The sequence below is a fragment of the Aneurinibacillus uraniidurans genome (assembly GCF_028471905.1).
In the GTDB taxonomy this organism is placed as follows: domain Bacteria; phylum Bacillota; class Bacilli; order Aneurinibacillales; family Aneurinibacillaceae; genus Aneurinibacillus; species Aneurinibacillus uraniidurans.
The window spans coordinates 58,887-71,050 of the sequence record NZ_CP116902.1 but is presented as its reverse complement, the minus strand read 5'-3'; the positions used below and the strand labels follow the sequence as shown (position 1 = coordinate 71,050).

11 protein-coding genes are annotated in these 12,164 nt (G+C 39.4%); 5 read left to right on the top strand and 6 right to left on the bottom strand.

Translation table 11 applies throughout. The annotated features are described in order from the left end of the window. Nucleotides 1-31 precede the first annotated feature (31 nt). Together PO771_RS00365 and PO771_RS00360 are read left to right on the top strand one after the other, a co-directional pair. Nucleotides 32-1,318 (top strand): hypothetical protein, encoded by a 1,287-nt coding sequence (locus PO771_RS00365; protein WP_272561343.1) that lies wholly within the window; start codon nucleotides 32-34, stop codon nucleotides 1,316-1,318. A gap of 123 nt (nucleotides 1,319-1,441) precedes the next feature. Then, the gene (locus PO771_RS00360) at nucleotides 1,442-2,818 is read left to right on the top strand and encodes a tetratricopeptide repeat protein (protein ID WP_272561342.1); all 1,377 of its coding nucleotides are present in this window, start codon (nucleotides 1,442-1,444) and stop codon (nucleotides 2,816-2,818) included. Between the two features lie 67 nt (nucleotides 2,819-2,885). Here PO771_RS00360 and PO771_RS00355 read toward each other — a convergent pair whose 3' ends face one another. The 4 genes from PO771_RS00355 to PO771_RS00340 all read right to left on the bottom strand — a co-directional run bounded on the left by PO771_RS00355 (nucleotide 2,886) and on the right by PO771_RS00340 (nucleotide 8,096). Beyond that, complete coding sequence (locus PO771_RS00355) at nucleotides 2,886-5,087, bottom strand: sensor histidine kinase (protein ID WP_272561341.1); 2,202 nt, start codon at nucleotides 5,085-5,087, stop codon at nucleotides 2,886-2,888. Then, nucleotides 5,065-5,757 (bottom strand): response regulator transcription factor, encoded by a 693-nt coding sequence (locus PO771_RS00350; protein ID WP_272561340.1) that lies wholly within the window; start codon nucleotides 5,755-5,757, stop codon nucleotides 5,065-5,067. Before PO771_RS00350 ends, PO771_RS00355 begins: the two co-directional genes overlap by 23 nt. A gap of 219 nt (nucleotides 5,758-5,976) precedes the next feature. Then, nucleotides 5,977-7,479, bottom strand: coding sequence for a DUF4179 domain-containing protein (locus tag PO771_RS00345; RefSeq protein ID WP_272561339.1), 1,503 nt, complete (start codon nucleotides 7,477-7,479; stop codon nucleotides 5,977-5,979). Then, nucleotides 7,476-8,096: an RNA polymerase sigma factor gene (locus PO771_RS00340; RefSeq protein WP_272563070.1), complete on the bottom strand. Its 621-nt coding sequence runs from the start codon at nucleotides 8,094-8,096 to the stop codon at nucleotides 7,476-7,478. Before PO771_RS00340 ends, PO771_RS00345 begins: the two co-directional genes overlap by 4 nt. 164 nt (nucleotides 8,097-8,260) lie before the next feature. Between PO771_RS00340 and PO771_RS00335 the strand changes: the two genes are divergently transcribed. Together PO771_RS00335 and PO771_RS00330 are read left to right on the top strand one after the other, a co-directional pair. Then, on the top strand, nucleotides 8,261-9,034 hold the full coding sequence (locus PO771_RS00335; RefSeq protein ID WP_272561338.1) for a DUF6492 family protein: 774 nt from the start codon (nucleotides 8,261-8,263) through the stop codon (nucleotides 9,032-9,034). Between the two features lie 23 nt (nucleotides 9,035-9,057). Next, a complete protein-coding gene (locus tag PO771_RS00330) occupies nucleotides 9,058-10,437 on the top strand; it encodes a sugar phosphate nucleotidyltransferase (RefSeq protein ID WP_272561336.1) in 1,380 nt (459 codons plus the stop codon). A 76-nt stretch (nucleotides 10,438-10,513) separates the two neighbouring features. On the opposite strand, the gene PO771_RS00325 is transcribed toward PO771_RS00330, so the two are convergent. Continuing rightward, nucleotides 10,514-10,738, bottom strand: coding sequence for a YgaP family membrane protein (locus PO771_RS00325; protein ID WP_272561334.1), 225 nt, complete (start codon nucleotides 10,736-10,738; stop codon nucleotides 10,514-10,516). Nucleotides 10,739-10,955: 217 nt separating this feature from the next. Here PO771_RS00325 and PO771_RS00320 point away from each other — a divergent pair, with 217 nt between their 5' ends. Next, nucleotides 10,956-11,135: a small acid-soluble spore protein H gene (locus PO771_RS00320; RefSeq protein ID WP_272561333.1), complete on the top strand. Its 180-nt coding sequence runs from the start codon at nucleotides 10,956-10,958 to the stop codon at nucleotides 11,133-11,135. A gap of 86 nt (nucleotides 11,136-11,221) precedes the next feature. Here the strand turns inward: PO771_RS00320 and cidR are convergent, their stop codons facing one another. Then, nucleotides 11,222-12,103: a cidABC operon transcriptional activator CidR gene (cidR, locus tag PO771_RS00315; protein WP_272561332.1), complete on the bottom strand. Its 882-nt coding sequence runs from the start codon at nucleotides 12,101-12,103 to the stop codon at nucleotides 11,222-11,224. Nucleotides 12,104-12,164 lie beyond the last annotated feature (61 nt).

Below are 12,164 nucleotides of genomic sequence, written 5' to 3'. Positions count from 1 at the left end.
TCCATATATTTCAATTGAGGAAGGTGAACGTATGTTGAAGAAGAGAAAGACCACGTTTTTTGCATCTTTATTTTTAGGTACGGCGCTTACATTTACTCCATTAAGTTTTGTGCAAGCAGAGGGTGAGAGCACTCCAGGTTCTAATGTCGCCCTTGATGTATCATGGAGTGCTGCTGCTCAAGCTAAAGTCACAATCGTAAATAACGCTGGAAAACCTAGTACTGTAACCGTAACAGGTCTTCCAGTAGGGGCACTTGTTGAAGTGTACGATCAACCATCTGGTGGAAAAGTAATAGGCAAAGGAACGGTAAAACAGGGGCCGAAAGATACCGAAGCGAAAGCCGTTATATCCATTAGGGACTTCGGAGACAAAGTAAAAGTATATATATCCGTTACTATGGAATCAACTATCGTTCCAATTGACTTTGCTGCGAAACAGCAATCCAAAACACCAGTGGATGGCGATGTCACAGTTACAAACAAGGTCAGAGCGGGTGATACAGTCGAAGTGAAAAACCTTACTGTCGGCGATACAGTGAAAGTATACTACATCAAGCTTAACTCTAAGCTTGAGCCTGTGATAGACCCTAAAACGAACAAACCTCTGATTGCTACCGCTACTGCTAAAGTAGCAAAAGATAAAACTTCAGCTACTGTTTCCATCTCTCAACTTGGAGAATCTGGTGGTACAGTTCAAGTGAGCGTGACCTCTGACGGCAAACTTGAGTCAGTAAAACTCGATAAATCGTTTGAAGAGGAAAAGCAGTCTAATCCACCAGCAGTAGATAAGATTACGGTTCACAATTACGCAAAAATGGCTGATACCGTAGAGGTTACAGGTCTTACTGAAGGCGATACTGTAAAAGTCTACTATAAAGGGAGCACAGGTAAAGAGGCTACCGCTACTGCTACCGTAGCGAGAGGGAAAACATCTGCTATCGTTAACATTGCTCAGTTAGGTACAGGTGACGGTTCAGTTGACGTAACGGTAACTTCCAAAGATAAGCGTGAATCAGTAAAAATTAACAAAACATTCGAGGCTGAAGAAAAGACTAAACAACTAGACGCATCTGTTCTCGAACTCACCCCTAAATCTGCTACAGAGGGCTCGCTAAAAGTATCCGTTCCTACACAAGGAGACACTGTAAAAGTATATCAAGGAGATAAACTGCTTGCTACTACTACAGTTGGTTCTACTAAAACAGCTACTATAGGACTGCGTAATTTAGTTGAGGGTGAATTAGGTGTTACTGTAACATCTAAAGGCTACCTCGAGTCAGACAGAACTACATTAACATTCACACCACCTTCTAAATAATCCTTTATTCATAAAAACTCTTAAAAAAGAAAGATGCGCCGATCGAAAGTGCATCTTTCTTTTTTTCCATATTTGCTTAAGAAAAATCTGGTGTGATATAGTTATACAAAAGGGGGCCTAACCATGAATGATTCCTATACAGTAAAACAAAGCAGTACCCATTCTCATGACAAAACCTTTCAGGGCCGAGTGAAGCGAATCACGATCTATCTTCAAAGCAAAGTGCTGGAGATTATCGATTCGAATCACTCGGTTTTTTATTTACTCTATTTCAAGAACAACGTGCTCGGCGGAGGAATTCTACAAGACATCTACGAGGAAACCTTTCTTCATAAAGCATTCCAACAAGGAATGAGTATTCATCCTTCTCACCCTCTTTTCTCGGCTTTCCTTCCGAAAAACCATACCATCCATATTCCTAACCAAAATGAAGTGTTTACTCACTTACAAAACCACCTCTCTCTAACAGAGGTTTCACTGGCCGCTACTTATATGGATAATTTCATGGAGGAATCGCAGCTAATTAGTGTCATCCGCCGAATTTTTAATTACTTTAAACAAAACGGTCAGCTTGCCAAAGCGTATGAAACGGCCAAAATACTCCTCACCTTCTCACCGAATCTCAAAGCCATGCAGGAAATGATCCGCACCTCACAATTTGAAAAATATCGGACAACCGACGCATCTTCTCTGCTTATGGAATCACTCTATTATCAAAATCGCACCGAACCAACCGCTGAACGCCACCTTCATCAATTATTACACGAACAATCACGCCATCTGGAGCGACTCCTTTTATTCATGAATCTGTTCGAGATGAAACATGACTTCTCTGATTACGAATCGTTTACTCATCTGGTAAAACAAGCACTTACCCCAGAAGAACGTTATAAAACATTACAATTTTTGTGTGAACGCTCAACCACTTATGCCCCATTATCGCAACACTTCCTCCAGGAAATGATTCAGCTCAAACAGTATTCGGAGGCATTATCATTCCTCATTACGCATTCCTCCACACTCTCTTCCGACGATTATTCACTAATCGAAATGATGGTCGAACAGGTAGAACCTGCCTACATCATACGTCTGCCAGCCATCAATCAAGTCATTTGTCACCTTTATCCTGCTGAGCCCGAAAAAAAAGAAACGCTTGTCCGCCGTTTGGTTACTTGTTTACTCACACAAGCTGAACCGTGCCAGGTACAGGAATGGTTACAACCAATTCGGTTAACAAGTCCTCGCCTGCCTGTAGTTAGGGACATCGATCAACTCATCTCCTTATCGCAAGATCTCGACCAGCTTACACGCCTAGGCGAACTATATTATCAATTTGGTCTACTTGATCAATCAATCGAGGCCTTCACCTGGGAGATGGAGCTAAAACCTGATGAACTCGGTCCCGTACGCTGGTTAAGTAAACTCTATAAAGAAAAGGGAATGAAGGACGAGGCGAATACGTATAAAAATCTTTCCATTCATATGGCAAAACGGGCCTAGTATGCCCAAATAAATAAAACGGTTCGCATGATAGGCTTCTACTGCGAACCGTTTTATCTCTTGCTAGTTAGCTTCCTCTACTATTCAATACAACTGTTACTTTAAATAAATCGCCATCCACTTCAATATCCATACTGCCTTCGTGGAGATCAATAATTGATTTAGCAATAGCTAGTCCAAGTCCTGATCCTTCCGTATGGCGGGATGTGTCCCCCCGTTTAAATCGCTCAAACAACTCGTCGATATTCTCACCTAGCTCATATTTAGCAACATTTTTAAACGTAATCACTACGTCTTCCTGCAATGGTTTCATCGAGATATATACACGCGTATTTTCCAGTGAATACTTAAGTATATTGCCAATCAGGTTATCAAACACGCGCCATAACTTTTGTCCATCAACAACGGCATACACGGATGTCTCAGGATGCGTAACACGAAATTGTAATGTTGATTGTTGAATTGTTTCATTATGTTCAGCAAGTGCTTGCTGCAAAAGCTGGACAAGGTCTACCTTTTCTTTTACAAGCTCAATATTCCCGCTTGCCATTTTTGATGCTTCGAATAGGTCATCGATAAGCACTTGTAATCGTTTTGATTTACGATCAATGATCTCAATATACGTATCCCGTTCTTCATCTGCCAAGTTTGGTGTCTTCAGCAGCTCAGTGTACGTAATAATCGATGTAAGTGGCGTACGCAGATCATGACTTACATTTGTAATTAGCTCCGTTTTTAATCGTTCACTTTTCGCCTGCTCTTTTTGAGATACTTTAATCCCATGCTTTAAGGTATTAATGTTACCGGCGAGAACAGCTAATGCTGATTTTCCCGTTATAGGTAAATCTGGCTCAGAATTTCCGCGTACTAATCCGTTAGTGGTAATAACGATGCGATTAAAATAGCCAGCACCATTTATGATAACGATCAGAACGAGAATCCCTATTAAACCAAATAGCGGGAAAAATATTATGGAACCTGCACCACAGATGAATACAATCGCTACCAGAATGAGTATTTGCGTACCGATACTCCGAATCGCAAATGCTTCTCGTATTTTCTTATACATCCTGTACAGTAAACTCTTTTGCCAGTCTGACTTTATATCGATTCGCTCTTTTGCTCGCTCTGTCCAAAATTTTCGTTGAATAAGTACAAGTGCAACGAAAAATGCGGTAACCATTCCCCTGACCAGTGCACCTCTACCATAATCATACAAATCCCGTTGCAGGTGAAAATTGTTATCCACTACAAAAAGAAAAAATGTCAAAAGCCCTGTAAATGCTAAGATGATTCCCGCTACATCCAGCGGAATACGGTTATAGTAAGACTGCCATCTCGCTGTGGGAATAAGCTGCATGATAGGTGTTCTTTTATTCAGATACAAACTTAATACAAAGGTAAAAATACTACTGATGACGTATATAAAGAAAACTTTTTGTTTTTGTAGAAAATCATGATAGTTTGCTAGAATCGGATTGGTCGAAGCACCTCCGTTAGGCACACCAATCTTTCCTTCAAATGTGCTGACTTCTCCCTTTTCTAATAACGGGGTTACCACATCATTATAATTAAGTAAGCTAGATGGCTCTCGATTGGAAAGTCCACCATACTTCTCCGAAGGATAGCTTTGAATAAATAGCATATTTTTGTTATTTATAGCTGTATCGTCTGCTACACTTCCCCTACTTGTATCTACATTTGTATAAACTTCCCCTGTTGTTGTATTCTTTAAATAATACGTAAAAATTGCTTTGTCATTCATGAATTCTGAACGATAACTTTCGATTCCCTGAAGATACTGATCTATACGTTGCTCTTTTTCCTTCACAATTTTTGCTCGAACATATTCATCGCTTTTGAAATTGTTCGTAATATCTGCTATTTTCTTATCCCTTTCGGCCACATACATATCGACTATTTCTTTATTGTGTGCTGACAATGCCTCTTTAATTTTGTCTTCATATTGACCTTTTATATTGGTAATTTGTGTCGATAAATCCCCGTAACGATAACGATGTTCATTAATTTCCTCTGCTGTGACGGTGATTTTCTTTTTTAGATCTTCTTTATTTATACGACCGATCTCAAATAGCTTGAGATGCTCAACAAATCGATTCAACTGATCCTCAAACTGTTGTGTATGAAAATAGTCTTTTTCCATATAATCTTTTCCATTGCATATACCCATAACGATACCGCTTACTCCGAACGTAAACAACAAAATCCACGTAACAAATCTTATTTTATTTTTCGATTTTATATCCAATTCCCCATACCACCTTTACATATTTCGGCTGTTTCGGATTGATTTCAATTTTTTCCCGAATCTTACGAATGTGAACGGCTACCGTATTCTCTACATTAAAACCCGGTTCTTTCCACACCCGTTCATAAATTTCCGTAATAGAAAATACACGCCCCGCATTCGTCATAAGTAATTCGACAATCTTATATTCAGTCGGTGTTAACTTCACGACCTCACCATCTACAGTTACTTCTTTTGCGGACGTATCCAATGCAAGACCATTAATGTGAATGACGGCCTCTTTCCCCTCATATGTACCCAGAGTCACGTATCTTCTTAGCTGTGATTTCACCCGGGCAATCAACTCTAATGGATTAAATGGTTTTGTGACATAGTCATCGGCACCAACCTGAAGCCCTAAAATTTTATCCATGTCTTCACTTTTGGCACTGAGGATAATAATCGGGATATTTTTTTCCTCACGTATTTTGCATGTTGTAGCGATCCCATCCATCTTCGGCATCATAATGTCTAAAATAATGAGATGAACGACTTGTTCGTTCAACTTCTCAACAGCCTCAATGCCGTCTTTTGCTTGTATAACAGTCATGCCTTCATTTTTTAAATAAATTGCGATCGCATCGCGGATCTCTTTCTCATCATCGACAACTAATATGGAATAATGGTTCATCTTTTTTCACGCTCCTTTCAAAATTATAACATCTGTAATCTCTGGGATTTTCTACATTGTAAAATGTAATTCTTAATAGTAAGTCGGCATAATTCTTAAGACTTTCTTAAACTTGGACTTTTTGGGGTTGCGAAAGTCCTCCTATAATAAAAATACCCCCTGATATATACCAGGGAGTACTCACTCAGTTCATCCTACTACTATGTTATGATGATTTTGCTATTTTAATTGAATGGGGTAATCTTTATTAACGATAATCCTATCATTAGCACGAGATATAGAAATCGTATACCGCCCTTGATGGGATACAGGAATATAAAGACTCAGGTATGGTGTTTTATGATAGTCTTTCGCATGCCCCAATCCATCAATCTTTAACATCTTCATAAGTCTCTCGATCTTTTCGTTCAACTCGTCACGATTTACATTCTTATTTTCTATGCTATCAAAGTATAGGCCCTCCAAATACTTTTGCTTGGCATTCTCTTTTCTTATTTTCACATGAATATATCCTTCTGGGTGGTATTCTACTCCCTCAATTACGATATCATGATTTTTAAAGCGAACGGTTTTGGGGAATGTATCATTCATGGACAAGTTGAAACTCCCACTCGGAGTATGCTCGGTCACAAAAATCTCCCCCACATGTAAGTACATCGTACGAACATCAGAATCAAAGAAAACCGATGAAGAAAAAGAAAGTTGTTGCTTACCCGCTTCCAGTAGCAGGCCTGGGCCAGATGGATCGTAACGATATATCTTTCCCTTGTCATCCTTTAAATATGGTGCTATATTTTCCTCCCAAGGGAAATATACGTTCCATTCCTTTTTTCCTTTCATAATCACGTTCATCGTTGTCGGCTGGATCGTTAGTTTTTCTAGCGTTAACCCCTCCCAATCCCGGTCGTCGATAGGGAGTATTTGCTTGGTTTCAACTACCTTATTATGCAGTAACTTGTTTGGTTCTAGTGGTATAACAATCTTGCCTAACTCTTTACTTTGCAGCTTTTTCGACCCGTGATTAAACGTATTTTTATCTACTACTAAGGTGAGTTTTCTATTCTTTGCTAAAAAATCTGCAGCAGCACCCTCCTCCAATTGATATTTATACGACTCTTGTAGAACTGGTTTATTGTTACCATCTGTTGTCTTTACCAGGGAAGAAGCAGTGGTTGATCCTCCTCCACGCAAATTCTCTGGATCAGGATATACATTAAGTCGAACTGTCCCTCTGGTATCTGTTACATCAAATTCATTCGTACGAATGAATGTTTTGAATAACAGTTCCTCATCTGTCAGATAAATATCACTGATTGTTATCGTTGTTCCACCGATCTGGCGTGTAACTGGTTCAATCGGAATGTATTCATTGTCTATTGCATTTTGGACACCATCATTCTCTCTGACATGCCTCAGCCAATCGACTGCGATTTCTATGCCTGGCACCCCTTTTACTAATGTGGCAAAAGCAGATGATATTGTCGCACTAGTAGGAAACGCAAGCACTAAAATTGCCGCAACAGTAGCGCTTTTAACCAGACCTGATAAAAATCGAGACGGACGAACAGTAGTCGAGGTTGGAACATGCTGGGCAATATTCTCATACTCTCCTGCCTCAAATCGTTCCGGCAATTCTTCAGCAAATTGATACAACGATTCTGGAACATGAATTTGATCGAAGGATTGTTCTAAGCTTACTTTAAGATCACTTTCACTTTTCATATCAGGCCCTCCTTTACATGCGGATTTGAACTATGAAGGATATGATTTAGCTTCAGTCTGGCATGATAAAGTCGAGATTTGACCGTCCCCTCTTTTATAGCTAGCATTGTAGCAATTTCTTCAATTTTTAGTTCCTGAAAATAATATAGTCCCACTACAATACGCTGCTGGAGTTCTAAATTCATAATAGCCTCGATAATCTGCTTAGACTGCTCTTTCCTTAGAACATTTTCCACAGGAGAAGCCGATGCATCCTCGAGCTCTATCTCACCAATATCTACGTTGTTTTTATAGTTTTTCTCCTTTCTTGCGATATCTAATGATCGATGTGCAATAACGCGACTAAACCAGCCTCGAAAGTTGAAGATCTCTTTCCCACTCATAATCGTTGAATACGATTCAATTAACGAATTTTGTACAGCTTCCTCTGCCAATTGCGTTGATCCCAAAATTGCTAACGCAGATCGATAGGACTTCGCAATTAATGGACTGACCAAATTCTGGAAAGCTCCTTTATTTCCTCGTCGTATTTCATCCAACAAATGCCGCTCTGCTTCTAAATCCACGCCCCCACTTCCTTCCCTCTTCTCTATACTATTGGCGTAAGAAATCGGCATATGGTTCAATTTTTTGCCCCTCTTCTTCGGCTTAGCATCCCAATTAGAGATACACGATAATGCGGGCCTTGTGACACATTTTTTCCATTCTCAGCATTCGCACAATTTCTTACCTCTTCCTCAACATAAGATGATGCAAATACATGTAAGCGGGGGTAAAAACGATGCAGAAAACAAAAATCGATGTGTTAATCCCGGTTATTGAGAAAGACTTGGGGACCCTCCCCTTTGTGATTGATAGTGTACGAAAACATGTACAACATCCGATCGGAAACATATTCATTGTTGCCCCCCCAAGTGAAAAAATAAAAAATGTATGCAAGCAAAAACACTGCAAATTCATCAATGAAAATAAGGTCCTCCCTATCACAAAAAAGAATATTAATTATCGGACAAATAAATGGGATCGCTCCGGTTGGCTTTTTCAACAGCTGCTAAAATTAAGCGGCGATTCATTATGCTCTCAGAAATTCTATCTCGTCATTGATGCCGATACCGTATTAATTCGTCCGCATCGCTTTCGACAAAATCAGAAGACCATATTCTATTGCAGAAGTTGGAGTCGCGCAGAATATTTTAGAACATACAAAAAGCTAATGGGGAGAAGAGCTACCGCCCCTACCTATTTTGTTGCCCACTATATGCTCTTTGAGAAAGCAAAAGTTAGAAAACTAAAAAGAGCCATTGCAGCTAAACACAATACAAGCTGGTACAAAGCTATCATACGAAGCATTAATAAATCCAAGAAAATAACCTTCTCCGAATTTGAAACATACGGGAATTTCATATACTCGAATTACCCTGGACAATTTGTTATAAAGAGAACCTTGAACCGAAGCTTACCGAGGAGTGTAACGAGATTATCAAGATTAAACATAAGTAAACTCGCAAAAAAATATAGATCCATATCTTTACACGTACGAAAAAAACACCGTTGATTATCGCAACAGGAGGAATTCACTTGAAAATCATCTTATTAGCTGGTGGTTCTGGAAAAAGGCTGTGGCCGCTATCAAATGAGATTCGATCCAAAATATTTCTGACATTACTCCGAACAGAAGACGGCGGCAGAGAATCTATGATACAAAGAATTTGCAGGCAATTGGATGCGGCTGGATTACTTTCATCCACTTATATTGTGACGCATCAAAGCCAAATTGAAATTATGAAAAATCAGATTGGTGAGCATATTCCAATTATCAGCGAACCATATAAAAAGGGTACATTCACTGCCATTTCTTTAGCCATAGCGTATCTCCATTCAAAAGTTCATGTAGACCCAAATGAAATGGTGTGTGTCATTCCCGTCGATTTACTTACTGAAGCTGCTTTCTTCGACCTACTGCACAAACTTCCGCACATCCTCACTCAATCTCAGGCCAATCTTGCTCTTCTTGGAACCATTCCTAAATCCCCCTCTAATCAATTCGGCTATATTGTGCCAAAAAGAACCGATTCGACGGACTATTATCCTGTTGCCCACTTCGTTGAAAAACCTGATGAGCAAAAAGCACGTACTCTACTAAAAAATAATGCCCTGTGGAATTGTGGTGTTTTCGCCTTTCCACTAAAATTCATGCTTTCTCACTTAACAGAGAAAAAGCTGCCTCTTGTTCATGAGGAAATACTAGCTCAATATGAACAGCTACCTGAATTAAGCTTTGATCATGAAGTCGTAGAAAAGATTCATCATTCTGTTGTTGTTCCATATGATGGATCCTGGAATGATTTAGGTAGTTGGGAGGCACTAGTAGGTCATCTTGAAAGTAATATCCTCGGTTCCGGCCAAATTACCGAAGACTCAGTCAATACCCATATCGTAAATGAACTTTCTTATCCGATTACGGTGATCGATGTATCCAACATTATCGTAGCCGCCAGCCTGGATGGGATTCTGATTGCCAGCAAAAAAAATGCAAATCGGATTAAACAAATACTTCCTCCTCCTCAGCAAAGACCATTGTATGAAGAGAAAAGATGGGGAACATATCGCGTTTTAGACCACTCGAAAGCAGAAAATGAAATCGAGACTCTCACAAAAAAAATCAAATTATTGCCCGGAAAAAATATCAGCTATCAACTGCATCATAAAAGAAGGGAAGTTTGGATTATTATTTCTGGTTCTGGAGAGTTTATTTTAGAGAACAAACTTTATTCCATTAAAACGGGTGATGTTCTGCAAATTCCTCTTGGTGCAAAACACGGCTTAAAGGCTACTACCCCTCTCGAATTAATCGAAGTTCAAATCGGAACGGAGCTTGTAGAAGAAGATATCGTTCGTTTAGCCATGAGTTGGGAAGAAGCCGTCAAGTATTGTAACAATGAAGATAATTGTGTATAGATGCCTATTAAGAGGCAAAAAAATAAGACGAAGGGATTTTTCCGCTCGTCTTTTTTCTTATCATCCTTTTGATTCGTTATTTTCGTTTGCACGTATTAATTCCAAATGGCTTATACAATGGACACCATCCCACGAATGCAGTAAAAAACATCACCAAACCTAAAAGGCCAATCCATTTAACTCCACCATGTAAAATAAATAGTAAAGAAATAAGTACAACCCCTAAAATAACACGAAGAATACGATCAATACCCCCAACATTTTTTTGCAACTTACTCACCCCTAATTCATCATGTGTCATAAGAATTGCTCAGTGTTTCATACAATGTATACTTTTACGAATTATTCTTACTATAGATAGTAGCATAAAATTTACAATGGAATGAACGGGAGTTAGTACAGTTTCATGAACATGCTTTTTAAGCTCTTTAACCTATAGATTATCGTAGCGTAAGAATACTCACCCCGTTTAGAGCAAATATTATAACTGTTACGATGTATTAAGGAGGGTATCAAGAATGAACAAGCAACGCGCTCAAGAAATCGCTGCCTCACCTGTTATGGCTAATGTTACGTATCAAGGAACCCCTATCTACATTCAAACTGTAGATGAAAAAAACGAAACAGCTAGAATTTATCCTCTTGATCAACCAGAAAATGAACAACAAGTGCCGGTAAACAGCCTGGTAGAACATTAAAGTAAACGAATAAGTCGTATGAAGGCCTGATATCTTCCTAAATAGAGGAATATGTCAGGCCTTTTATGAATGTTTATTCTACAATTTTATACAAAAAGATCCTGTGTAAATCGGATCCATTCTCGTGCCGCAAACGAAAGATAGCGATCTTTTCGCCAAATCATGATCAAATGCCATGGAATAATCGGTTCAATAAGCGGAAGAATCCGAATACGCTCCGTATCAAGCTCTCGGCAAATCGGCTCCGGCAGAAAAGCGATGCCCAGATTAGCTGCCACCATCTCGCTAATAAAATCCCATTGTGAGCTCTCATAGATCACATGCGGCTGAAACCCTGTCTGCACGCATTCCGCAATAATCCGATCATGAAGCGCAAAATCCTCACGAAAAAAAACAAACGACTCGTGTGCTAACTCAGATAGAGATACCCTCTCCCTGTCTGCCAGTGAATGGGATGGATGAACAAGCAGCATCAGTTTTTCTTTTACAAGTGAAAACGAATGAAACAGCTCTTCATTCGTCGGGGATAACACAACCCCGATATCGAGTGCACCATTTTCAACATCTGCTTCTACTTTCTTCGCCCCGTCTTCCAAAAGCTGAATTGTAACATCTGGATACTGTTCACGGAACTTTCCAAGCACTTTCGGAAAAAAGCTTGACCCGATCATCGGGGGCAATCCAATACGAATATGCCCTTTTTTTACACTCATAAGATCATCGAGCTCAGACGACAAATTCTGAAAGGAATGGACAATATCCTGCGCCTGAACAAACATAACGTGCCCCGCATCGGTTAATTCCACCTGTTTTCCTAAACGGTTAAACAGCACAATCCCCAACTCTTCTTCAATACTTTTAATCATTTTGCTAATGGTCGGTTGCGTGATATATAAAGCTTGTGCAGCTTTCGTAAAGCTTTTAAGCTGTGCTACTTTCACGAAATATTGCAAGTGTCGTATATCCATCTCATATCCCCTCTGCCAACTATAGATAAAAGGAATGATACACATTCTATATATGCATTTT

Coding starts and splice junctions, on each gene's coding strand:
- PO771_RS00360 (WP_272561342.1), top strand. CDS start 1,442: ATGAATGATTCCTATACAGTAAAACAAAGCAGTACCCATTCTCATGAC.
- PO771_RS00365 (WP_272561343.1), top strand. CDS start 32: ATGTTGAAGAAGAGAAAGACCACGTTTTTTGCATCTTTATTTTTAGGT.
- PO771_RS00350 (WP_272561340.1), bottom strand. CDS start 5,757: ATGAACCATTATTCCATATTAGTTGTCGATGATGAGAAAGAGATCCGC.
- PO771_RS00345 (WP_272561339.1), bottom strand. CDS start 7,479: ATGAAAAGTGAAAGTGATCTTAAAGTAAGCTTAGAACAATCCTTCGAT.
- PO771_RS00340 (WP_272563070.1), bottom strand. CDS start 8,096: ATGCCGATTTCTTACGCCAATAGTATAGAGAAGAGGGAAGGAAGTGGG.
- cidR (WP_272561332.1), bottom strand. CDS start 12,103: ATGGATATACGACACTTGCAATATTTCGTGAAAGTAGCACAGCTTAAA.
- PO771_RS00320 (WP_272561333.1), top strand. CDS start 10,956: ATGAACAAGCAACGCGCTCAAGAAATCGCTGCCTCACCTGTTATGGCT.
- PO771_RS00335 (WP_272561338.1), top strand. CDS start 8,261: ATGCAGAAAACAAAAATCGATGTGTTAATCCCGGTTATTGAGAAAGAC.
- PO771_RS00325 (WP_272561334.1), bottom strand. CDS start 10,738: ATGACACATGATGAATTAGGGGTGAGTAAGTTGCAAAAAAATGTTGGG.